Source organism: Streptomyces sp. NPDC002156, from assembly GCF_053593675.1.
The window spans coordinates 1-22,296 of record NZ_JBSFDA010000061.1 but is presented as its reverse complement, the minus strand read 5'-3'; the positions used below and the strand labels follow the sequence as shown (position 1 = coordinate 22,296).

The 22,296-nt window shown below is 70.7% G+C and carries 17 protein-coding genes; 9 read left to right on the top strand and 8 right to left on the bottom strand.

Annotated features, from left to right (window positions below):
• The first annotated feature begins 130 nt into the window (after positions 1 to 130).
• Together ACWCRB_RS24170 and ACWCRB_RS24165 are read left to right on the top strand one after the other, a co-directional pair.
• On the top strand, positions 131 to 2,743 hold the full coding sequence (locus ACWCRB_RS24170) for a bifunctional FO biosynthesis protein CofGH (protein ID WP_450998018.1): 2,613 nt from the start codon (positions 131 to 133) through the stop codon (positions 2,741 to 2,743).
• Between the two features lie 126 nt (positions 2,744 to 2,869).
• Positions 2,870 to 3,499, top strand: a complete 630-nt coding sequence (locus ACWCRB_RS24165; RefSeq protein WP_450998017.1) for a nucleoside deaminase — start codon at positions 2,870 to 2,872, stop codon at positions 3,497 to 3,499.
• Positions 3,500 to 3,567: 68 nt separating this feature from the next.
• Here ACWCRB_RS24165 and ACWCRB_RS24160 read toward each other — a convergent pair whose 3' ends face one another.
• The 4 genes from ACWCRB_RS24160 to ACWCRB_RS24145 all read right to left on the bottom strand — a co-directional run bounded on the left by ACWCRB_RS24160 (position 3,568) and on the right by ACWCRB_RS24145 (position 8,020).
• Positions 3,568 to 5,469 (bottom strand): ATP-binding cassette domain-containing protein, encoded by a 1,902-nt coding sequence (locus ACWCRB_RS24160; RefSeq protein ID WP_450998016.1) that lies wholly within the window; start codon positions 5,467 to 5,469, stop codon positions 3,568 to 3,570.
• A gap of 237 nt (positions 5,470 to 5,706) precedes the next feature.
• Positions 5,707 to 6,141 carry a VOC family protein gene (locus ACWCRB_RS24155; RefSeq protein ID WP_450998015.1) on the bottom strand — a complete coding sequence of 145 codons (435 nt, stop codon included), beginning with the start codon at positions 6,139 to 6,141 and terminating at the stop codon, positions 5,707 to 5,709.
• Between the two features lie 61 nt (positions 6,142 to 6,202).
• Entirely contained in the window at positions 6,203 to 7,327 is a 1,125-nt protein-coding gene (locus ACWCRB_RS24150) for an ABC transporter substrate-binding protein (RefSeq protein WP_450998046.1), read from the bottom strand.
• Positions 7,328 to 7,411: 84 nt separating this feature from the next.
• Positions 7,412 to 8,020: a TetR/AcrR family transcriptional regulator gene (locus tag ACWCRB_RS24145; protein ID WP_450998014.1), complete on the bottom strand. Its 609-nt coding sequence runs from the start codon at positions 8,018 to 8,020 to the stop codon at positions 7,412 to 7,414.
• A gap of 125 nt (positions 8,021 to 8,145) precedes the next feature.
• Here ACWCRB_RS24145 and ACWCRB_RS24140 point away from each other — a divergent pair, with 125 nt between their 5' ends.
• Positions 8,146 to 8,895: an SDR family NAD(P)-dependent oxidoreductase gene (locus tag ACWCRB_RS24140; RefSeq protein WP_450998045.1), complete on the top strand. Its 750-nt coding sequence runs from the start codon at positions 8,146 to 8,148 to the stop codon at positions 8,893 to 8,895.
• Positions 8,896 to 8,959: 64 nt separating this feature from the next.
• On the opposite strand, the gene ACWCRB_RS24135 is transcribed toward ACWCRB_RS24140, so the two are convergent.
• Entirely contained in the window at positions 8,960 to 9,403 is a 444-nt protein-coding gene (locus tag ACWCRB_RS24135; RefSeq protein WP_450998013.1) for an NUDIX hydrolase, read from the bottom strand.
• A gap of 225 nt (positions 9,404 to 9,628) precedes the next feature.
• Between ACWCRB_RS24135 and ACWCRB_RS24130 the strand changes: the two genes are divergently transcribed.
• Positions 9,629 to 10,501, top strand: coding sequence for an alpha/beta fold hydrolase (locus ACWCRB_RS24130; protein WP_450998012.1), 873 nt, complete (start codon positions 9,629 to 9,631; stop codon positions 10,499 to 10,501).
• Between the two features lie 30 nt (positions 10,502 to 10,531).
• Here ACWCRB_RS24130 and ACWCRB_RS24125 read toward each other — a convergent pair whose 3' ends face one another.
• Positions 10,532 to 11,920 (bottom strand): glycoside hydrolase family 43 protein, encoded by a 1,389-nt coding sequence (locus tag ACWCRB_RS24125; protein WP_450998011.1) that lies wholly within the window; start codon positions 11,918 to 11,920, stop codon positions 10,532 to 10,534.
• Between the two features lie 237 nt (positions 11,921 to 12,157).
• Here ACWCRB_RS24125 and ACWCRB_RS24120 point away from each other — a divergent pair, with 237 nt between their 5' ends.
• Positions 12,158 to 13,024 (top strand): calcium-binding protein, encoded by an 867-nt coding sequence (locus ACWCRB_RS24120; RefSeq protein ID WP_450998010.1) that lies wholly within the window; start codon positions 12,158 to 12,160, stop codon positions 13,022 to 13,024.
• 129 nt (positions 13,025 to 13,153) lie between these two features.
• On the top strand, positions 13,154 to 13,723 hold the full coding sequence (locus ACWCRB_RS24115; RefSeq protein ID WP_450998009.1) for a hypothetical protein: 570 nt from the start codon (positions 13,154 to 13,156) through the stop codon (positions 13,721 to 13,723).
• A 13-nt stretch (positions 13,724 to 13,736) separates the two neighbouring features.
• On the opposite strand, the gene ACWCRB_RS24110 is transcribed toward ACWCRB_RS24115, so the two are convergent.
• Positions 13,737 to 14,291: a DUF2165 domain-containing protein gene (locus ACWCRB_RS24110; protein WP_450998008.1), complete on the bottom strand. Its 555-nt coding sequence runs from the start codon at positions 14,289 to 14,291 to the stop codon at positions 13,737 to 13,739.
• Positions 14,292 to 14,424: 133 nt separating this feature from the next.
• Between ACWCRB_RS24110 and ACWCRB_RS24105 the strand changes: the two genes are divergently transcribed.
• On the top strand, positions 14,425 to 17,877 hold the full coding sequence (locus tag ACWCRB_RS24105; protein WP_450998007.1) for a tetratricopeptide repeat protein: 3,453 nt from the start codon (positions 14,425 to 14,427) through the stop codon (positions 17,875 to 17,877).
• Positions 17,878 to 18,098: 221 nt separating this feature from the next.
• A complete protein-coding gene (locus ACWCRB_RS24100; protein WP_450998006.1) occupies positions 18,099 to 19,232 on the top strand; it encodes an ADP-ribosylglycohydrolase family protein in 1,134 nt (377 codons plus the stop codon).
• A 47-nt stretch (positions 19,233 to 19,279) separates the two neighbouring features.
• On the opposite strand, the gene ACWCRB_RS24095 is transcribed toward ACWCRB_RS24100, so the two are convergent.
• Positions 19,280 to 19,642 carry a hypothetical protein gene (locus ACWCRB_RS24095; RefSeq protein WP_450998005.1) on the bottom strand — a complete coding sequence of 121 codons (363 nt, stop codon included), beginning with the start codon at positions 19,640 to 19,642 and terminating at the stop codon, positions 19,280 to 19,282.
• A gap of 145 nt (positions 19,643 to 19,787) precedes the next feature.
• Here ACWCRB_RS24095 and ACWCRB_RS24090 point away from each other — a divergent pair, with 145 nt between their 5' ends.
• Positions 19,788 to 22,190: an ATP-binding protein gene (locus ACWCRB_RS24090; protein ID WP_450998004.1), complete on the top strand. Its 2,403-nt coding sequence runs from the start codon at positions 19,788 to 19,790 to the stop codon at positions 22,188 to 22,190.
• Positions 22,191 to 22,296 lie beyond the last annotated feature (106 nt).

The window sequence follows — 22,296 nt, the reverse complement described above, 5'->3', positions numbered from 1 at the left end:
ATCTGTGGCTCGGCGGGCCATGGCTGCCCGTGCCGCCCCGTGTCGCCAGTGCCGCCCTGTAACGTTCGGCCGCCCGAACGGACAGGGCGGTCCCTGCAAGACCTGATCACATCGATCGTATGCTCGAAGGATGACGACTCCCGAGACCTCCGGAACCGGCCCCACCGAGCGCCCCGGCGCCACCGGCCCGACCGAGAACTCCATGCGTCGCGCCCTGAAACGCGCCCGTGACGGCGTCGCCCTCGACGTCAACGAGGCGGCCGTGCTGCTCCAGGCCCGCGGCGAGGCCCTCGACGACCTCACCGCGTCCGCGGCCCGCGTCCGGAACGCCGGCCTGGAGGCGGCGGGCCGCCCCGGCGTCATCACGTACTCGAAGAGCGTCTTCATCCCCCTCACCCGCCTCTGCCGTGACAAGTGCCACTACTGCACCTTCGTGACCGTGCCCGGCAAGCTCCGCCGGGCCGGGCACGGCATGTTCATGTCCCCCGACGAGGTCCTGGACGTGGCCCGTCGCGGCGCCGCCCTCGGCTGCAAGGAAGCCCTGATCACCCTCGGCGACAAGCCCGAGGACCGCTGGCCGGAGGCGCGCGAGTGGCTCGACGCGCACGGCTACGACGACACGATCGCGTACGTCCGCGCCATCTCGATCCGCATCCTGGAGGAGACGGGCCTGCTGCCCCACCTCAACCCCGGGGTGATGTCCTGGACCGACTTCCAGCGTCTGAAGCCCGTCGCCCCGTCGATGGGCATGATGCTGGAGACGACGGCGACCCGCCTCTGGTCCGAGCCGGGCGGCCCGCACTACGGCTCCCCGGACAAGGAACCCGCCGTACGGCTAAGGGTGTTGGAGGACGCGGGCCGTTCGTCCGTCCCCTTCACCAGCGGGATCCTGATCGGCATCGGCGAGACGTACGAGGAGCGCGCGGAGTCGCTCTTCGCGCTGCGGAAGGTGTCGAGGGCCTACCACTCCATCCAGGAACTGATCATCCAGAACTTCCGCGCCAAGCCGGACACCGCGATGCGCGGCATGCCGGACGCGGAACTGGACGAGCTGGTCGCGACGGTGGCGGTGGCGAGGCTGTTGCTGGGCCCGAGCGCGTGTTTGCAGGCCCCGCCCAACCTGGTCGACTCCGAGTACGAGCGCCTGATCGCCGCCGGTATCGACGACTGGGGCGGCGTCTCCCCGCTCACCATCGATCACGTCAACCCGGAACGCCCCTGGCCCCAGATCGAGGAACTGGCCGCCAAATCAGCGGCAGTCGGCTTCGAACTGCGCGAACGCCTCTGCGTGTACCCGGAGTTCGTGCAGCGGGGCGAGCCGTGGCTGGATCCGCGCCTCCTCCCGCACGTACGGGCACTGGCCGACCCGGAGACGGGCCTCGCGCGCGAGGACGCGGTCGTCGAGGGCCACCCGTGGCAGGAGCCGGAGGAGGTGTTCGTGGCGTCGGGCCGTACGGATCTCCACTCCACGATCGACACCGACGGCCGTACGTCCGACCGGCGCGACGACTTCGACGAGGTGTACGGCGACTGGGGCGCCCTGCGGGAGGCGGCGGCGCCCGGGATGGTACCGGAGCGCATCGACACGGACGTACGGTCGGCGCTGGCGACGGCGGCCGACGACCCCACGCGCCTGACCGACGACGAGGCACTGGCCCTCTTCCACGCGGACGGCCCTGCGCTGGACGCACTGTGCCAAGTCGCCGACGACGTACGGAAGTCGGCCGTCGGGGACGACGTCACGTACATCGTCACGCGGAACATCAACTTCACCAACGTCTGCTACACCGGCTGCCGTTTCTGCGCCTTCGCCCAGCGCCGCACGGACGCCGACGCGTACACGCTGTCGCTGGACCAGGTGGCGGACCGCGCCCAACAGGCCTGGGACGTGGGGGCAGTTGAGGTCTGTATGCAGGGCGGCATCCACCCCGACCTGCCCGGCACGGCGTACTTCGACATCGCGCGCGCGGTGAAGGAGAAGGTGCCCGGGATGCATGTACACGCGTTCTCACCCATGGAGGTGGTGAACGGCGCGACCCGTACCGGGATGTCGATCCGCGAGTGGCTGACGGCCGCGAAGGAAGCGGGCCTCGACACGATCCCCGGCACGGCGGCGGAGATCCTCGATGACGAGGTCCGCTGGGTCCTGACCAAGGGCAAGCTGCCGACGGCGACGTGGATCGAGGTCGTCACGACGGCACACGAGCTGGGCATCCGCTCGTCCTCGACGATGATGTACGGCCATGTGGACCAGCCCCGCCACTGGCTGGGCCACTTCCGCACGCTGGCCCGTATCCAGCAACAGACGGGCGGCTTCACGGAGTTCGTCACGCTCCCCTTCATCCACACCAACGCGCCGGTGTACCTGGCCGGCATCGCCCGCCCCGGCCCGACGATGCGCGACAACCGGGCGGTCATCGCGATGGCCCGCCTGCTCCTGCACACGCACATCCCCAACATCCAGACGAGCTGGGTGAAGTTGGGGACCGAGGGCGCGGCGGAGATGCTCCGCTCGGGCGCGAACGACCTGGGCGGCACGCTGATGGAGGAGACCATTTCGCGGATGGCGGGGTCGTCGTACGGCTCGTACAAGTCGGTGAAGGACCTGATCGGGGTGGCGGAGGCGGCGGGGCGGCCTGCTCGGCCCCGGACCACCCTGTACGGGGAGGTCTCGGAGGAGCGGCAGCAGGCGGCGGCTGTTTCGGACGGGCATCTGCCGGAGCTGTTGCCTGTGTTGGAGTGAGGGAGCGTGTGAGTCCGGGCGCGACGGGGGACCGTCTGTGATGACTGTGTTGACTCGGCTGCCGTGCGGGGCGGTCGGCATCATCGGCATCAGCCGACATCATCGGCATCGGGCGAGGAGAAGCGTGTGGACTCGAGCAGGCGTCGGTTCCTGGGTCGGTGGGGAAGTGCGGCGGCGGGGGTGGCCGCGGTGCCGTTCGCGCTTCCGCGCCCCGAGGTAGCTCGCTCCGAGGTTCCGGAGAGCCAGGTCCGCCCGGATGAGCGGTTCACGCATGAGCGGTACATGCGGCTGGCCATCGAGCAGGCCCGGAAGAACCCCTATTGGCCGTTCGGCGCGGTGATCGTCGGCACCCGCAGCGGCGAGGTGCTGGGGAGCGGGGTCAACACCGGGGCGGACAACCCGATGTTCCACGGCGAGGTGGTCGCCATGAACGACTACGTACGCCGGAACGGCAACCAGGGCTGGGCCGACACCACCCTCTACACCACCGGTGAGCCCTGCTCGATGTGCATGAGCGCGATGGCGTGGGCGAATCTGCGACGCGTCGTCTGGGCCAGCTCGATCGACGAGATCCGCCGCACCGACATCAGCCAGATCGCCCTGACCGCAAGGGAGGTGGCCGCCGCCGCACGGTCCCTCTACACCCCGGAGCTGCTGCTGGGCGGCGTGCTGGCCAACCGCACGAACGCCCTGTTCGAGGAGGCGCAGCGCCTGCGCGAGCAACTTCCGGACGCGCCCTCGGCCAAGGTGTCCTGATGACCATGCTCCGGCCGAGGGCGGGAACCGTTCCTCCTACCGGTCCTCCTACCGTTCCTTGGTGAGGCCTACCGGTCCTTGGCGAGGCGCAGGAGTTCCGCGAAGAGACCGTCGGCGTGGACGAGATCCTCGTACTCGCCCTGTTCGGTCACCCGTCCGTGTTCCATCACGACCACGCGGTCGGCGATCCTCGTGTTCTCCAGCTGGTGGGTCACGACGATGGTGATGCGGTCGGCGGCGACGCGCTTGATCTCCTCGAAGATCTTGTGCTCACCGCGCGGGTCCATCTGCGAGGTCGGCTCGTCCAGGATCAGGAGTTGCGGCAGGCGGTACAGGGCCCGCGAGCAGGCCAGCCGCTGCCACTGACCGCCGGACAGCTCCGCGCCGCCGAACACCTCGCGGGCGAGCAGGGTCTCCATCCCGTTCGGGAGATCCTCGACGGCTTCGCGCATGCCCACGGCGTCGACGGCTTCCCACACGGGAGCGTCGTCCGCGGAGCGGGGCTGGCCGAGGGTCACGTTCTCCCGTACGCGCAACGGCCACTGCGCGAAGAGCTGCGGGACCAGTCCGGTGCAGGCCCACACCGCATCCTGATCCACCGCTGCCAGATCCGCCCCGTTCCAGGTCACCTTCCCCTTGTCCGCCAGGTAGATCCCGGTGATCAGACGGAGCAGCGTCGACTTGCCCGAGCCGTTCTCGCCGACGATGGCGACGATCTCGCCCCGGCGGAAGGTGAGTGAGACCCCGTCGACGGCCGGGCGCTCCTTGCCCGGGTACTGGTACACCGCCTCGTCGAGACGGATCTCCTCGACCGGGAGGCCGACTCCCAACTCGCCGCGCTGGGGGGCGCGTTGGGCCGCGTCGTCGAGGAAGGCCTGCATGTCGGTCAGGTAGAGGCTGGTGTGGAAGAGGGCGGCGCCGTTGATGACGACCTGGGACAGCGCGGCCAGGGTGGTCTGCACGGCGACGACGGCCAGGGCGGCGACAGCGAGGTCGATCCTCCCCGTCACGGCCAGCCAGGCGAGCGCTGCCCAGGTCAGCACGAGGAAGAGCCCGCCGACAAGGGAGGACACCAGCGCGATGCCCAGGGTGCGCGGGGCGACGGCCCGTAGCCGTCGGTCGATACGTTCGGACAGCGCGCGGTACCAGAACAGCAGGTAGCCGGTCATCCCGTTGGCGCGGACCTCGTCACCGTGCTTGGGCGTCGTGGCCCACCAGCGCATCATGTGACGGACGTTGCGGTCGGCGACGTTCGCGTAGTGCATCTCGTAGTCGACGCGGGCGGAGAGCACGGCGCCGACGCCCGCGGGCAGCACGGCCAGGACGAGCAGTGGCACCAGCAGTGGATGCAGCACCGACAGCACTCCGCTGGCCGCGACCATCCTGATCAGGGCCGACATGAACCGCTGGGCGTCATTGACCATGACGTGCGTACGCACCACCCCCATCTCCGCCGCTTCCTGCCGGTCGGCGAAGCCGTCCTGCGCGTACGCGGCGGCCTCGACCCGGCAGACCGCCTCGACCAGGGCGGTGTCGGCACGTGTCGTGAGCGGCGGTGTGATCCTCCGGTCGGCGTACGAGGCCACAGCGCCGGCGACCCGTCCGCAGGCGGCGGCACCCGCCACCACGAGCAGGGCGGGCAGGGCCTGGTGGAGCCGGTCCGAAACGGCGCCGCCGCTGAGGATCGGCTGCATGGCACGACCGGTGGCGGCCAGGAGAACCGCCGCGGCCACGCCGGTGACCACCTGGCAGGCCAGGAGCAGGACCACGGCGGTCCGGTCGAGCTGCCAGGCCATCCGCGCGATGCCCCGCAGCACGGACGGCAACTTGGCGCACAGCTGCCGGAAGGACACGTTGCCCAGCGGGTTGATCGAGTGCTCGCCGCTGTAGACGATCTCCGCGGGTGGCGGCGGGGGAATTTCGGGTCGGGTGTCTTCGGGGCGTGTGTTCTCGGTGTCAACGGATGTCAACTGCGCTCCCCTGCACGGTCGTTGCGAACGAACTGACGACGCACGGGTCAACGAGGGTCACCGCGATATCGAACACACGTATTTGAGACGGAGCGGATTCCGTACGATCGCGCGACGCACGCCGAGTGGACGATGCATCGACCCTTGGGGGACACGGATCGACCCCGGGTCCGGGAATGGCCGAAACGCCGGGGCCGATGTGCGTGGGGCAGGTGGGGCAGGTGGGGCAGGTGGGTCTCAGTCGAGGCAGAACTCGTTGCCCTCGACGTCGAGCATCACGAGGCACGACTCGTTGTACTCGTCGGCGAGCAGCAGTCGCTCACGTGTCGCCCCGAGGGGGATCAGCCGCGCACACTCGGCTTCGAGTGCGGCGAGCCGCTCTTCACCGACGAGCCCGGTGCCGACCCGCACGTCGAGATGCACCCGGTTCTTGACGACCTTGCCCTCGGGGACGCGCTGGAAATACAGGCGCGGGCCGACGCCCGTGGGATCACTGCAGACGAACCCCGCACCCTGTTGCTCGGGCGGCAGGGAGTGCTCGTAATCGGCCCAAGTCGCAAACCCCTCAGGGGCCGGCGGTACGACGTACCCCAACACCTCGCACCAGAAGCGGGCGACGCGCTCGGGCTCCGCGCAGTCGAAGGTGACTTGGATCTTCCTGATCGATGACATCGGCGCACCTTAACAAGGGGCTTTAGGGGTTTTCAGGGGGAGTCTCCAGTGCCTGGCTGTCTCATCCGGCATGCAGGATGCGAAAACGAGCGGGTTCATCGGGCTTAGCCGCCTCCCGATCGACGACTTGGACGGGCGGCCGGTCCCACTGCCACACGCTGCTGCCCGGCGTACGGGAGAACTGGATCCGCCCGCGGGTGCCCTCGACCGCGACGCTCGCCCAGGACGCCGCCCGGTCCGTGCCGTGAGAACGGAACAGATCGGTGAGGACGGCGATGCTGTCGTAGCCCTCGAAGGCGACGAAGGAGGGAGCGGAGCCCAGCCGCTCGCGCAGGACCTTCTCGACTCGTGCACCGAGTGGGGTGAGGGTCTCGGGCAGGTAGCGCAGGAACGGCACCCCGGCGCCGTCCTCGCCCAGCAGCGCCGCCCATTCGGCGAACTCCGGCTGCCCGGCCGGTGCACCGATCAGGATCCCGGCGAGACGCTGGTCGCGGCGGACGGCCTGGACGATCGGCACGGCGGGCTCCGGGTGCCCGACGAGCAGCAGAAGGGCTGTCGCACGACTGCGAAGCAGTTCGTCGCACACGTCCGCAGGCGTGAGCGCGCTCATGTCGATTTCGACGACGCTGCCGCCGCGTGGAGCGAGGTGGTCCCGCAGGATGCGCGTCCCGGAGGCCCAGTACACACTCGGCTGGACCGCCACGGCGATACGGCGATGCCCCGCGCCGAGGAGAAAATCGGAGTAGACCTGCCACCCACGGGACTGCGGCGGGGAGAGCCGCGCGACCCATTCCGTCGGCTGATCGGTGAGCGCGTCGAGTACGGCCGAGGAGCAGAGGTACGGCAGGCCGAGGGCGTCGGCCCTGGCGGCAGCGGCGCGGGCGACGACGCTGTGATACTCGCCGGCGAGGGCGGCGACGCCCAGCCGAGCCAGCTCGTCCACGGCAGCGGCGGCCCGCTGCGGATCGGCCGCGGTGTCCCGGACCACGAGTTCGAGCGGCCGTCCGGCGATCCCGCCGACGTCATTGACGTCACGAACGCCCAACTCCAGCCCGGAGAGCAGGTGTTGACCGGCTTCGACCCAGCCGGGCCGGGTCAGTGGAGCGAGAGCGCCGATACGGACGGGTGATCCGTCGGTCCGCTCTGCGGCGGCTGAGGGCGCGTTCGGGCGAGCCGGGGTGACCATGCCGGTCATTGCATCGACCACCATCGCCAACAGGCAACCGATTATCCGCTTGTCCGCCGATGGATGTCGGTCCTGGTGGCTGGTTCAGGCGGGCGGCCAGTTCCGCAGGGCCATGTCGGCCACCCGCTGGAGGTCGTCGCGGCCGGCGCCGCCGGCGGCTTGGACGGCGATGCCGTTCCCCACGGTCATGAGGTAACGGGCGAGCAGTCCGGGATCGGTGTCCGGGGGCAGGTCGCCTTCGTCGACGGCCTGTTGGAACCGGTGCCGGAGGCAGGAGACGGCCTCGTCGCGCCAGGCGCTGAGGGTGTCGCGGGCGCCGCGTCCCGGTTCGCCGACCGCGAGGGCGCCCTGGACACCGAGGCACCCGGTGGGGCAGCCGGGGCGGGTGCTGGCCCGGACGGAGCCGTTCAGGAAGGCCGTCGCCACCTCCCGGGCGGTCGCCTCTTGCAGGGCGCGGGCCGCGTACGAGGCGGGGCCCTCGGTGTAGCGGTCCAGCGCCTTGCGGAACAGTTCCTCCTTGTTGCCGAAGGCCGCGTACATGCTGGTGCGGGTGATGCCCATGGCGTTGGTCAGGTCGGTGAGGCTGGCGCCTTCGTAGCCCTGTTCCCAGAAGACGTGCACGGCGCGTTCGAGGGCTTCGTCGGCGTCGAAGCCCCTGGGCCGACCGATCGGCGCCTTCCGCTGGTTCTCCATGCGGTCGATCCTACCTCTTCTGTACTGGTCGGTGCGAAAGTTGGCCCGAAGGTGCTACGGTCTCATTCGTCGACAATCAGTACCGATCGGTACTGAACTTTGGGGAGGTCATTGGCATGGGCAGCATGGGACAGCTTGAGGGCAAGACCGCCGTCGTCACCGGTGGCGGCACCGGGATCGGCCTGGCCACCGCATTACGGCTGGCGGCCGAGGGCGCACACGTGTTCGTCACCGGTCGGCGCAAGACCGAGCTGGACGCGGCCGTCGCGACCATCGGCTCGGCACGGGCCACCGCGGTGGCGGGTGACATCTCGGACCTGGCGGACCTGGACCGGCTGTACGACGCGGTCCGCGCCCGGGGCCGGGGTCTGGACGTGGTCTTCGCGAACGCGGCGAGCTTCTCGTTCGCGAGTCTGGAACAGACCACCGAGGACCACGTCGACCAGATCTTCGGCGTCAACGTGCGGGGCACCCTGTTCACCGTGCAGAAGGCGCTGCCACTGCTCAACGACGGCGCCTCGGTGATCCTGAACGCCTCCACCGCCGCCGACAACGGCTCGGAGGCGTTCGGCGCGTACGCGGCGTCGAAGGCCGCCGTCCGGTCCTACGCGCGGACCTGGGCCAATGAACTAAAGGGCCGTGGCATCCGGGTCAACGCGGTCTCACCGGGCCCGATCGACACTCCCGGAATCACGACCGTCTTCGGCGAGGAGAAGGCGGCCGACGCCAAGGTGAGTCTCGCCGCGGGCGTGGCGATGGGCCGGATGGGGCGGCCGGAGGAAGTCGCCGCGGTGGTGGCCTTCCTGGCCTCCGAGCAGAGCAGCTACGTCCTCGGGGCCAACTTGTACGTCGACGGCGGCGAGAACCAGATCTGACCTGCGGGCGGCATCCGCCGATGTCTCGGCCATGGCCCGGGAGCGGAGCCGCCTGCCCCGACACCTACCCCCAGCCGTGCTCGGTAAGGCGGTTGACGCCGTTCAGGTAGCCGAGCAGGCCGGCTTCGGGATACTCGATGATGTCGTCGGGCAGATCGTGCACGCTGAACCATTCGAGGGCGAGACACTTCTCGGGTTCCCGGTTGCGGGGCGCTCCCTCCCACTCCGTGGCCTCGAAGAAGAAGCCGATCCGCTCGCCCTCCCCGTCCTGATGGTGATGCACGACGTGTACGAGGCGAAGGTGGGCGGGGTCGACGGTCACGCCCGTCTCCTCGAACAACTCCCGGGCGGCGCCGACACTCAAGGGCTCACCCTCGTCGAGCTTGCCCGAGGGCATGTGCCACCGGTGGCGGCCGTAGGGGCTGCCGCGCTGCGACATGAGGATCATGCCGCCGTCGCGGAGGATGACGTGGGTGTCGATGACGGGCTGTGCGGGTTGTTCGCTCATGGGTCCTGGGGGATCGTCGGCTGGGGCGACCGACGCTAGCGGCAGCGGCGGGGACGGTATCGACGGTCGCGGGCGGAGACTCGACTGCCGCCTGGCCGCCTGGCTCAGCCGGGGACGGCCAGGTAGCCATCTGCGGCGCGGTGCAGCAGGCGCGAGGGCACGCAGGCATGCATTTAGCGATACGATACGTCTCGTCTTGCTGTAGTCTCCTGCAGGAGGGGCATCATGGAACACTTCGTCGACGCCGCACCCGGTGTACGCCTCTGGGGGGAAGACCGTGGTGCCGCCGCCGCGTCTCCGTTGCTGCTGATCATGGGTGCGCAGGCATCCGGCCTGGGCTGGCCGGACGAACTGGTGGACATGCTCACCTCGCGCCATCGCGTGATCCGCTACGACCACCGCGACACCGGGCGCTCCACCTGGGCCTTCGACCAGCGGCCCTATCCCCTCAGCGAACTCGCGGAGGACGCCCTCGCCGTGCTGGACGCCCTCGACGTCCGACGCGCCCACGTTGTGGGTATGTCAATGGGCGGCATGCTCGCGCAACTCCTCGTCGCCGACCATCCCGACCGGTTGCTCAGCGCGACCCTGATCGGCACGGGCGCGCTCAGCACCGTCCCGTACGTTCAGCCGGACGGAACCCTGACCCCGCCCGAGGAACTCCCGGGGATCACCCCCCGCCTGCTGGAGATGTGGTCCCGCCCGGTGGCGGACCTCGGCCTGGAAGCAGAGTTGGAACGGCGGGTCGAGCACTGGCGGGTACTGGGCGGGGATCAGCTCCCCTTCGACGCCGAGTACGCCCGCGCCCTGGAGCGGAAGGTCATCGCGCACACCGGGCACTACGCCACCAGCACCGCGCATGCCCGCGCCGACGCCTCCGACCTGGACCGCACCGAGCAGCTCGCCCGGACCGCGGTGCCCACCCTCGTCATCTCCGCTCCCGCCGAACCGGTCTTCCCGCCGCCGCATCCCCGCCACCTCACCCAGGCGATCCAGGGCGCACGCGTCGTCGACATCCCCGGCATGGGGCACGCACTCCCACGTGCGGTGCACGCGCCCCTCGCCGCCGCGATCCTGGACCACACCACCAAACGCTGACGCGCGGCAGGCCCGGCAACAGCCCCAGCCTCAGTACCCCACGCGAAACGTGGCGTCCTGCCGCTCAGTAGCCGTAGAGATGGGATCGATCCGCAGTACGTAATTCGAGTGCCGTATGTACCGCGTCGGGTTGTTGTACGACCGGAACGACGACCACGTACTGTCCGCCAACCCCGCCGTCCGATAGAACGTCGCGTCCCCCGCGAACGTCGACGTGCCGTCGTTCACGTCGAGTTGGAGGGCGTAGTTGTAGTGCCGCAGATAGCGCGTCGGGTAGTTGACCGACTGGAACGAGACGCCCGTGCTGTCGGCCAGGCCGGGGACGAGCTTCCACTCCGAGTCGGTGTACAGGTCGAAGGGGTACTCGTCGATGCGGCCCACGAAGCCGGCGTGGCGGACGTAACGCGCCGGGTAGTTGTACGACTTGAGGCGGTTCCAGGCCGGGGAGCCCCACTTCGTCAGCAGGTTGTTGTACTCGGTCGTCGTGATCGTCGCGATGCCGCAGTGCTTGGAGTTGACCGGCTGGGTGTACGTCTTCTGGTCCAGTGCCGTCCAGGTGCCCGACGCCAGGTCGGACGACTGCCACGCGTAGAAGACGCCGTTCGGCGTGTACGTGTCGCCCCACAGGTACCACGTGCTCGACGTCAGTGACTTGAAGACCGTCGGCGCCTCCGTACCCCCGTGCGCCACCCCCGCGCTGTACTCCGTGAAGCTGCCCGGGTTGAGGGACGTCGAGCGGGCCGAGACCAGCGTCTGGTTCTTCTTGTAGAACAGGTAGGAGTAGCCGTTGACCCCTACCGCCATGTTGCCGTCGATCACGTCGTAGCCCGGGTCGAAGAACACCTGCGGTGCCGACGCCGTCACGAAGTCGCTCGTGTAGTTCACCATGATCACGTTGTGGCCGCTGGAGTTGACCGACGAGTAGATCACCGCGTACTGACCCCGCCCCGCGTCCCAGAACGCCTCGGGTGCCCAGCTGTGGGTCGTCATGTCGTGCAGTTTCAGGCGGCGGTAGCCGGTGAAGGTGCGCAGGTCGGCCGAGTCCCAGACGTGGATGTACTGGCTGTTGTACGACCAGTCCGTGCCCTTGAGGTCGGTCGCGATGACGACGAACGTGCCGTCCTGCTTCCGCATGAGGAACGGGTCCCGCAGGCCGAGTGCGCCCGCGGTGGGGGTGGCCACGGGGTCGTTCTGGTTCAGCGGTGTCCAGTTCAGTGAATCTGTGCTGACGGCCAGGTGGAGGCCGTAGTCCGTGCCCAGGCCGAGGCTCGTCGACTCGGTGAAGTAGCACATCACGTACGCCGAGTCGGCCGCGTGGGCCGTGCCGGAGCCCAGGGTCAGCACGCCGGACATGGCCAGGGGGGTTGTTGCTGCCATGCCGAGGAAGAGACGGCGGGACGGCTGGGGTCTTGCGCTCATCTTTGTCTCCAAGCGGGTGCGGGGACTTGAAGTACGTAGCCAGGCTGGTTAATTGGCGCCGGCTATTGGTCGAGATTTCGAACGCGGTTCGGAAAGTCGATCAGAAGGTAGATCGCACCACCCTGCTCGTCAATCACTCCGGCAACGCTGTGAGGATTCTTTGCGCACAACCCTCCGTGCTCGTCGCGAGTCACCTAGGCGTCTTGCAATTCGCCTGTTCCTCATGAAGGTTGTGCAATGCCCTCTCGTTCCATAAGCCGCAAGGTGCTCCGCACCGCCTCAGCCCTCGCCCTGGCCGTCACCACCGGACTGACCGCCCTGGTCGCCCTGCCCGCCACCGCCGGTGCTGCGGAACCGGCGGCCAGCGTGACGAAAGCTCCTGACGGCCGGTCCTTGATCTACACGGCGGCGCAGGGCCAGGCCAACAAGGTGAAGGTCAGTGTGGTGAGCGACGGCGGCATGTCAGTCGTCTTCTTCTACTCCATCGACGACGTGGTCCCGATCGACGGCCCGGGGGACTTCTGCAGCCACCCCGACCCCGCGGACCGCACCAAAATCTCCTGCGAGCTGTACCTCGGGGATGACGCCCAGGAGCACGTAGCACTGACCATGAAACTCGGCGACGGCAACGACGACGTCACCTACGACGACCGCCCCAGTCTGTACAGCTACCCGGCGATGATCGACCTGGGCGCCGGAAAGGACACGTCGACCCACACCGGCGACCTCGACGCCAACCTGGTCTACGGCGGCCCCGGCAACGACAACATCACCGTGCACGGCAAGGGGCGCGCCTGGGGCCAGGACGGCAACGACACGATCCAGGCCGACGGTGAGGGAAGCCGCGTGGACGGCGGCACCGGCAACGACCTCCTCTACGGAGGCGCGGGCCGGCAGACCCTGACTGGCGGCAACGGCAACGACACGGTCCGCGGCGGCACCGGCAACGACCTGATCTACGGCAGCCCGGGCAACGACATCCTGTACGGCAACAGCGGCAACGACACCATCCAGGGCAACAGCGGCAACGACAAGCTGTACGGCGGCCCCGGGAAGGACGCCCTCAGCGGCGGCCCCGGCCGCAACGTCGTCCACCAGGACTGACGCCCGACCCCACTCTCTCGGCCACCCGTCCCCGGCACCCTTCCGGCCGGGGACGGACCCCGCGTCGGAGTACGATGATCCGACCCCCGGCGGAGTACCCGGCGGCGGGTTCCGTAGCTGAGGAGATGCGTGACCGTGGCTGCCCGACGGCTTCCCTCATCGGTCTGGGTCACCGGTCTGACCGTGGGCGCGGTCGCCGTCGTCGCCGTACTGGCCGTCAAGGCCGAACAGGGTCCGCAGCCCCACGCCACCGCCGCCGCCAGGCCCAGCGCGTCCGCCTCGGCGCAGCCCTCCGCCAAGCCCAGCCAGGCCGCCGAGGTGGCTGTGCCGGACGGGTCGGGGACCGGGCGGCGGGTCGTCTACTCGCTCGGGCAGAAGCGCGTCTGGCTGATCGACGCGAGCGAGCAGACCCGGCGTACGTTCGTGGTGTGGCCGGGCTCGGTGAGCCCGGAGCCGGGGACGTACTCCGTGGGGCAGCGGGACGAGGCCCGCACCGGCTCCGACGGCGTCGCCATCGAGCACGTCATGTTCTTCGCCACCAGCTCCGGGCTCTCGATCGCCTTCTCCAACGCCGTCGACGGCGCCTCACCGCAGCCCGTGTCCGGCGTCCAGACGGGCGGCATCCGCATGTCCAAGGCGGACGGCACCGCCCTGTGGGCCTTCGGGGACGCGGGGACCGCGGTGACGGTCGTCCAGTGAGCGGCGCCGCTCCCTAGGACTCCTTCGAATCCTCGTCAGCCGTCCGGGGCGTACCCACCGGCAGATGGATCACCAGCAGCACCAGCCCGCTCAGCAGGAACACCCGCGTCGCCGCGTCCAGCCCGTTCCAGTCGCCCGACTGCCACATCGCGAACCACTCGCCGCCGATCGCGATGAAACCGGCGCCGAACAGCAGCATCAGCATCAGCAGGCCGTACGTCGAGACGCGCCGCGCCTGTTCGAGGTCGCGGCGGACCCAGAACCACGTACCGGCGATCAGGACGAGCGCGGCGACCGTCTCCCACGCGATGATCGCCACGTACGCCGTGTCCGCGAGGCCCTTCGACGTGATGGCTCTCCACATCAGGTCGTCGTCCTTGAACGTGGTGTCCATCGCGAGGACATGGCGCACGAACTGCTGGTTCGAGTCGAAGTCGGTGATGTTCCCGAGCGCCACCAGGGCTATGTAGAGCGCGACCGTCGCCGTCAGCAGGGTCGAGGCGAGGGTGAGCGCGGTGTGGGTGGAGGCGGAGGTACGGGTGGGGTGGGGGGTACCTGTTGTGGTCATGAGGCAACTCTATGGATCGGCCCGCACGCCGTCTCCCCGTTCCCTCCCCGGTTGACCTTCCGTTCACCGTCCGGGAGTTGGGCCAGACTGGTGTACGCGCCAACAGACAGTACCGATACGAGGGGACCCACGGATGGCTCAGGCCTCGCGGCCGTCGATGCGGCAGCTGATCGAGCAGCGCAGACGCGCCGGTTTCGTCGGCCGGGGTGCCGAACGGGCCGCGTTCCGGGCCAACTTCGAGCTGCCGCCGGACGACGAACGCCACCGTTTCCGCTTCCATGTGCACGGCAACGCCGGAGTCGGAAAGACCTTCCTCGTACGGGAGTTGGAGCAGCAGGCCAAGGAACGCGGCGCGCTCACCGCGTACGTCGACGAGGGCGTCGGCAGTGTGCCGGAGGCGCTCGCGGTGATGTGCCGTCAATTTGCTGCCCAGGGGCGGCGGTTCAAGGAGCTGGAGCGGCTGCTCGCGGCCCACCGGGAGCGGCGACACGAGGCCGAGTCCGCCGTCGCCAGCCTCGAAAGCCTTGAACCGCAGCCCGAAGGGCCCTCCGCCGGAAGTCTGACGGCCGCCCGGATGGGGCTCGTCGGCGCCGGACTCATCCCCGTCGTCGGGCCGTTCGCCGGTGCCCTCGACGCCGACCGGATCGCCCAGGGCGCCGACCGGGTGCGGGCCGGGATCGCCGCCCGGCTGCGCAACCAGGACGACGTCCAGCTCGTCCTCGCGCCCGAGCGCGTCCTCACCCCGGTGCTGCTCGCCGAGCTGGACGGCATCTGCGCGGCCGTGCCCTGGATCGTCCTGTTCCTCGACACGTACGAGCGCACCGGGCCGTTCCTCGACGGCTGGCTGCACGACATCATGACCACCGACCGCTACGGCGACCTCTCCTTCCCCTCCAACCTCGTTCTCGTCACCGCAGGTCAGCGGCCCTTCGACACCGGACGCTGGGGCGGCTTCGCCGACTTCGTCACCGAGGTGCCGCTCGGGCCGTTCACCGAGGCCGAGGCGCGCGGACTGCTCGCCGACAAGGGCGTGACGGCCGAGCCGGTCGTCGAGGAGGTGCTGCGGCTCACCGGCGGGCTGCCGGTGCTGGTGTCGACCCTCGCCGAGGCCCGCCCCGCCGACCCGGACGACGTCGGTGATCCCAGTGCGACCGCCGTCGGCCGGTTCCTGAAGTGGGAGACCGACCCGGTGCGCCAGGCCGCCGCCCTCGCCTGCGCGCTGCCCCGCCGCCTGGACGCGGACATCTTCCGGGCCGCCCTCCCGGCCCCTGTGCAGCCGGGCGACGAGACCGAACTCGACCTGCTCTTCGGGTGGTTGAGGTCGCTGCCGTTCGTGAGCGACCGGGGGGACCGGATCCAGTACCACGACGTCGTCCGGGCGCCCATGCTCCGACTCCAGCGCCGCCGCTCCCCGCGCCGCTGGGCCGAGCAGCACACCGGTCTCGCCGACACCTTCGCCCGCTGGCGCGCCGAGGCCGAAGTGCCGCTCCCCGCCGACGAGTTGTGGGCGACGGAGGAGTGGCGGGAGCTGCGGCTCGCGGAGTCGTACCACCTGCTGTGCGCATCCCCGCGCACCGCGCTGCCCGTCGTCCTGCGGGACGTCGTCGACGCCTGCGACCACGGGGAGGTGGTCGCCCGGCGCTGGGCGCACGTGCTGGTCGAGGCGGGCGACGACAACGAGGCGCCGACGGTGGGCCGTTGGGGGCGCGATCTGCTCGCCGTCCTCTCCGCGAACGAGGCGGGTGGGGCGGGCGGGGAAGGCAGGGAAGGCGGGGCACGCCGCCGGGATGTCAGAGCGAGCGCCTCCGGAGCTGTCGGCGGCGACGACGGCGTCGGAGGCGGCTACGGAGTCCTCGGCGCGCTCGCGCTGCTGCTGAACCGGGGCGGCCTCGACGCGTCCGGGCAGGCCGTCGCACGCATGCTGCGCGGGCGCGAACTGCGAATGGGCCGGGAGTACGAGAAGGCCCTCGGCGAGTACGAACAGGCCGTCGCCCTCGATCCCGGACTGGAGCGCGCCTACTACGGCCGGGGCGTCACCCGCGCCGAACAGCGCGACTACGCCGCCGCCATCGCCGACCTCGACCTGGCCGACGAACTCGCCCCCGACACCGCCCGCATCCTCTTCGTACGCGGCGACTACCACCGCATCCTCGGCCACCACGAGGAAGCCGTCCGGGACCTGGACCGGGCGGTCGTCCTCGGCCCCGATCTGGCCGGCGCCTGGGCCTCCCGCGGGGTCACCCGGCACGGCACCGGCGACACCGAGCACGCCCTCGCCGACCTCGACCGGGCCCTCGAACTGGACCCCGAGCATGTGTGGGCGCTGGTCCGGCGGGCCCGGGTGCACCGCTCGCGCGGGGACCGGGACGGTCAACTCGCCGATCTGGACCGGGCGGTGGCCCTCGGCCCCGAGCTGGCCTGGGTCGCCTGCGAGCGCGGTGACGCGCTCCGGGTCGCCGACCGCGACGCCGACGCCCTCGCCGACTACGACCGCGCCCTCGAACTCGACCCCGCCTACGCGTCGGCGTACGCCAGCCGGGGTGTCTCCCGCAGCCGACTCGGCCTCAACGAGGGGGCGTTGACGGACCTGGACAGAGCGCTGAACTTGTATCCGTCGTACGCGTGGGCGCTGGTGCAGCGGTCGGTGGTGCACCGGCGGGTCGACGGCTACGAGGCCTCGTACGAAGACGCCGACAGGGCAGTGGAGTTGGAGCCGGAGAGCGCGTGGGCCCTGTGGAACCGGGGCGAGGCGCTGCGCTGTCTGGGCCGCTTCGAGGAGGCGCGCGCCGACCTGGACCGGGCGCTCGCACTCGCCCCGGACAGCGTGTGGGCGATCGGCTGCCGGGGCGCCGTACTGCACGAACTGCGGCTGTACGGCGAGGCGTTGGCGGATCTGGACATGGCGGTCGCGCTCGATCCGGACGGGGCCTGGCATCTGATGCGCCGGATCATGACCCTGCTGGCGGTGGGCCGTCCCGAGGACGCCCGTACCGACCTCGCCCGCTTCCTGGTGATCGGCGACGACCTGGCCTGGGCGCACCACACCCTCGCGCAGATCCACCTCCTGGACGGGCGCCCGCAGGACGCGGCGGTGGCGCTCGCGGAGGCCGCGCGGCACGGCCTGGTGGAGCCGGCCGGTCTTGAGGAGCTGGCCCGCACCCAGCGCAAGGCGGGGGAGTGGGCGGCGGCTCGGGAGACGGCGGACCGGATGCGCGCCCTGCACGAGGCCGGCGGCGCCTTCTGTCTGGCCCTCGCGGTCGGCGGGGAGCGGGGCCAGGAGGCCGCCCGCCCGGTCTGGCGCGAGGCGCACCGGCTGGCCTCCGGCTGGGACCTGACCGAGGGCGCCTCCGACTTCCTGCACGCGGTGATCGCGGCGGGCCTCGGCGACTGGGCCGACCTGGACGAACGCCTCGCCACTCTGCTCACGGGGAGGCGGGAGTGGGCCGACGTGGCATGGCTGGCCGACCTGCTGGGCGAGCTGGCGGCGGCACCGGGCGTACCGGCGGCGGACGGCGAGCGGATCGCCGTACGGCTGGAACGGGTCCGGAGGGCGGGGGAGAGGATCAGGAGGCGATATGCGGAGTGAGGGCGACGTGAAGCAGATAGGGAGGATTTGCGGGGAGGGTGTGGGGGCTGTCGAACGGCTGTCGAATTGGTGATCAGTCGGGATCACTAGTGCGCTCTCATGCCCACTCATGTCACATTCCGCATACCAATCAGGCCCCTGAACAGACCGTTCCCGGTCGATTACAGTGCTGAGCTGTCGATCGTACGAACGTGCTGTGAGGGAGGCCCGAGGTGGGCGTGATGACATCCGGGGGCATGACCGGTGCCGCGTCCGGCGCCATCTGGGGCCGCTCGGAACAGCAGGACTTCCGCAGCCGGGTGCGCGGCACCCTGCTCGGCGCGGCCCTCGGCGACGCCCTGGGCACCCCGCTCGACGGGCTCACCCTCGACTCCATCCACGAGGCGTACGGCGCGGAGGGCCTCGCCGATCTCGCCTTCACGTACGGCAGACGCGGCGCGATCACCGACCTCACCCAGCTCACCCTCTTCACCCTGGACGGCCTGATCCGCGCCCAGGTGCGCCGCGACACCGGCGCATGGCACCCGCCGACCGACCTGCACCGCGCCTACCGCCGCTGGGCGGCCACCCAGAGCGACTGGGGCCCCGACGAGCGCCGCAAGGAGGACGGCTGGCTGGCCCACGAGGAGTGGCTGTACGCCCGCCGCGACCCGTCCCTCGCCTGCCTCCTCGGCCTCGGCGACGAGACGATGGGCACCCTGGACGCGCCCAAGAACCCCGGCGAGGCGGGCGCGGAGGCGGCGGCCAGATCGGGCCCGTTCGGGCTCCTGGTCGGCTGGGAGCCGCAGCTCGTGATGCAGCTGGCGGTGGAGTGCGCCGCGCAGACCCACGGCCACCCGATCGGCTACCTGGCGGCGGGCGCGTACGCCGTGATCGTGCACGGTCTGGCGCGCGGCGAGGGCATGGACGCGGCGGTCCAGCGGGCCCTGGCCCTGCTGTCGGCCAGACCAGGCCACCAACCGGTGGCGGAGGCCCTCCAGCGTGCCCTGGGCGCCGTACGCCAGGGCATCCCGACCCCCGCGCGGGTTGACGACCTGGCCGGCGCCGGCACGGCGGAGGGCCTCCTGTCTGTGGCGGTGTACTGCGCGCTCGTCGGCGAGGACGTCCGCCACGGCCTCGCCCTCTCGGTCAACCACAGCGGTCAGTCGGCCGTGACGGGCGCCCTGACCGGCGGACTGCTGGGCGCCCTGCACGGCGAGACGGCCCTGCCGCCCGCCTGGCTGGCGGAGCTGGAGGGCCGCCCGACGATGCTGGTCCTCGCGGACGACTTCGCGATGGAGATGACCCAGGGGCCGGCCCTGCACGGTCCGGCGGGGTCCTCTCCGGGGTGGCTCACGCGGTATCCGCGGGCGTGAGGTGGTGCGGGCGAGAGGCAGAAGCCACGCCGTTGCCTACGGCCCGGTCACCAAGGGTAGGAGTACCAGGATGTGCAGCTGGTGTTGGCGCCGTTTACGCCGGCGCAGACTCGTGCGCTGGTGATGTAGCCGCCACCCGTCGGCGACTCGCCGCCGCAGCCGCTGGAGCTGCCGTTGGCATCTCCCACGATGTCGGTGACACCGTTGCTGGTGTAGTACTGCGTGCGCACCCCCCAGTTGTCGGCGTTGGTGTCGCACGCGTACACGTACGCTCCTCCGGTGTTGACCTGGCCATAGCCCCGTCCGGAGAGAGAGATGACCGTGGTCGCCGAGGCGCTTTCGGACATCAATGCCAGGGACGCGCACGCGGCGCCGGCGACCAGGAGGCCGCGCTTGGTCGTGCGGTTCATCTTCATGGGTTCCTGCCTTTCATTGCGGACCACGACTTTTCGATTCGTCGTTGCGTCCTCTGAATTCCTGGAACGCCTCAAACGGTCGCAGCGGTGGACCGCCCCAGCCAGGAAAGCCGCACGCAACTGACCCGCAACTGACCGGATGTTCTCTCACCTCAACGGCGCGCATCGGTGGGACAGTTGGGGCGACCAGAGGCAGGGGCCAGGGGGGTTGCCGATGCTGGGCGAGGTGCTGCGTGACCACCGGCGCCGACTGGGGCTCACGCAGGAGGAGTTGGCCGAGCGGTCGGGCGTCAGCGTGCGCACGATCTGCCATGTCGAGACGGGCCGTATCGAACGCCCGAGGCCGGCCACCGTACGGCGGCTGGCCGACGCGCTGGCCCTGACGGGGACGGGACTCGATGAGTTCCGGCAGGCGGCGACAGGCCTCCCGCACGCCCCCCGCCCGCCGCAGCCGTCGTACCCGTCGTACTCGGAAGCGACGTCCGCTCCGGCCCAGCTTCCGCCCGCCCACCCGGGTTTCAGCGGGCGAACCGAACAACTCGGCGCGCTCGACGCTCTGTTGGACGGCGAGGCGGATCAACTCCCCACCACCGGCGCCGTCGTCATCTCCGCCATCGCGGGCACCGCGGGCGTCGGCAAGACGGCCCTCGCCGTGCACTGGGCGTCACGCGTGGCCGCCCGCTTCCCCGACGGGCAGCTGTACGTCAACCTGCGCGGGTTCCATCCGAGCGGGGCGGTGATGACCTCGGCGCAGGCGGTACGGGTGTTCCTGGACGCCTTCGAGGTACCCGCCGAGCGCGTCCCGGCGGGCGCCGAGGCGCAGGTCGGCCTCTACCGGAGCCTGTGCGCGGGCAAACGGGTGCTCGTCCTGCTGGACAACGCCCGCGACGCCGAACAGGTCAGACCCCTGCTGCCCGGCGCCCCCGGCTGTCTCGCCCTGATCACCAGCCGCAACCAGCTCACCGGCCTCGTCGCCTCCGACGGCGCCCACCCGCTCCGCGTCGACCTCCTGACCATGACCGAGGCCAGGGAACTGCTCGCCCACCGGCTCGGCCCCACCCGCCTGGCCGAGGACCCCCAGGCGGTCACGGAGATCATCAACCGCTGCGCCCGCCTCCCCCTCGCCCTGTCGATCGTGGCCGCCCGCGCGGCCACCGACCCGCACTTCCGGCTGACGCGGTTCGCCGGCGAACTGCGCGCCACGGGCGCCGGCGCCGGCCTCGACCCCTTCACCGACGACGACCCCGCGACGGACGTACGGGCCGTCTTCTCCTGGTCGTACCACCGCCTGAGCCCCGCGGCCGCCCGCTTCTTCCGCCTCCTCGGCCTGCACCCCGGCCCCGACATCACCGCCCCGGCCGCGGCCGGCCTGACCGGTCTGAGACCCGAGCAGGTACGCCCGCACCTGGCCGAACTCACCCGGGCGCACCTGATCGACCAGCACGCGCCGGGCCGCTACACCCTCCACGACCTGCTCCGCGCCTACGCCACCGAACTGACCCACGAGCACGACCCGGAACCCGCCAGACGTGCGGCGCTCCACCGCCTCCTCGACCACTACCTCCATACGGCGGCCACGGCGTCCGAGAGCCTCAGCTGGTACCGCGACCCGATCCCGCCGACAGTTCCCCTGCCGGACTCCGCGCCGGAGCAACTGACCAGCCTCACGCGCGCGTTGGCCTGGTTCACCGCCGAACTCCCCAACCTGACGGCGGCGGTACGCGGGGCGGCCAGGGCGGGCTTCGAGACCCACGCCTGGCAACTGGCCTGGACGATGGTCGCCTTCTTCGACCTCACCGGTCACTGGCCGGAGTGGGTCGCCACGCACCAGCAGGCGCTGGACGCGACCAGACGCTCCGGCGACACCGTCGGCGAGGCCCGCACCCGTCGCAACCTCGCCCGGGTCCGTTCCCGGCAGGGCCGCCACCAGGACGCCCTCGTCCATCTGCGCCGCTCGCTGGGGCTCGGCCGGGAACTCGGCGATCCGGTCGTGCAGGCGCAGGCGCTGCGCAACATGAGTACGGTGCTCGGCCGGATGAGGACGGTGCCGGGGGTCCGTGACCCGCACGCGGAGGCGCTGGACCTCGTCCGGCAGGCGCTGGGTCTGTTCCGGGCCGCCGGACACCGTATCGGCGAGGGCCGGGTCCTGAACCAGATCGGGTGGCACCTGACCAACCTCGGCGAGCACCGGCAGGCCGTCGAACACTCCGTGCAGTCCCTGCGGATCCTCCAGGAGCTGGGCGACCGTGACGGCGAGGGTGCCACCTGGGACACGTTGGCCTACGCCCACCACCATCTGGGCGCCCACCAGGAGGCGATCACCTGCTACACGCACTCCCTGCGGCTGCGCCGGGAGCGGGGCGACCTGGCCGAGATCGCGGAGACCCTGGACCACTTGGCGGAGTCCCATCTGTCCCTCGGCACCCGCGAGGCGGCGGCGGCCTGCTGGCGGGAGGCCCTGGAACTCCTGGACCAACTGGGCCACAGAGACGCGACCCGAGTCCGCGAACGATCCCGGGCGGCACAGCCGTCCGGGGTATGAGGGAACTTTCTTTCGCCCCCGCCGCCCCTACCCGTCCCATCCCTGGGGGCTGCGCCCCTTCGACCCCCTGCGCCTATTGGGTCGGGAGGTGCTGTCGTTCGGCGGG

Bases quoted from the DNA above. Each gene is read 5' to 3' on its own strand.
- ACWCRB_RS24150 (WP_450998046.1), bottom strand. From the start codon at position 7,327: ATGGTCACCCCGGCTCGCCCGAACGCGCCCTCAGCCGCCGCAGAGCGG.
- ACWCRB_RS24140 (WP_450998045.1), top strand. From the start codon at position 8,146: ATGGGACAGCTTGAGGGCAAGACCGCCGTCGTCACCGGTGGCGGCACC.
- ACWCRB_RS24090 (WP_450998004.1), top strand. From the start codon at position 19,788: ATGTTCTCTCACCTCAACGGCGCGCATCGGTGGGACAGTTGGGGCGAC.
- ACWCRB_RS24110 (WP_450998008.1), bottom strand. From the start codon at position 14,291: ATGACCACAACAGGTACCCCCCACCCCACCCGTACCTCCGCCTCCACC.
- ACWCRB_RS24095 (WP_450998005.1), bottom strand. From the start codon at position 19,642: ATGAACCGCACGACCAAGCGCGGCCTCCTGGTCGCCGGCGCCGCGTGC.
- ACWCRB_RS24105 (WP_450998007.1), top strand. From the start codon at position 14,425: ATGGCTCAGGCCTCGCGGCCGTCGATGCGGCAGCTGATCGAGCAGCGC.
- ACWCRB_RS24170 (WP_450998018.1), top strand. From the start codon at position 131: ATGACGACTCCCGAGACCTCCGGAACCGGCCCCACCGAGCGCCCCGGC.
- ACWCRB_RS24135 (WP_450998013.1), bottom strand. From the start codon at position 9,403: ATGAGCGAACAACCCGCACAGCCCGTCATCGACACCCACGTCATCCTC.
- ACWCRB_RS24155 (WP_450998015.1), bottom strand. From the start codon at position 6,141: ATGTCATCGATCAGGAAGATCCAAGTCACCTTCGACTGCGCGGAGCCC.
- ACWCRB_RS24120 (WP_450998010.1), top strand. From the start codon at position 12,158: ATGCCCTCTCGTTCCATAAGCCGCAAGGTGCTCCGCACCGCCTCAGCC.
- ACWCRB_RS24130 (WP_450998012.1), top strand. From the start codon at position 9,629: ATGGAACACTTCGTCGACGCCGCACCCGGTGTACGCCTCTGGGGGGAA.
- ACWCRB_RS24145 (WP_450998014.1), bottom strand. From the start codon at position 8,020: ATGGAGAACCAGCGGAAGGCGCCGATCGGTCGGCCCAGGGGCTTCGAC.
- ACWCRB_RS24125 (WP_450998011.1), bottom strand. From the start codon at position 11,920: ATGAGCGCAAGACCCCAGCCGTCCCGCCGTCTCTTCCTCGGCATGGCA.
- ACWCRB_RS24100 (WP_450998006.1), top strand. From the start codon at position 18,099: ATGACATCCGGGGGCATGACCGGTGCCGCGTCCGGCGCCATCTGGGGC.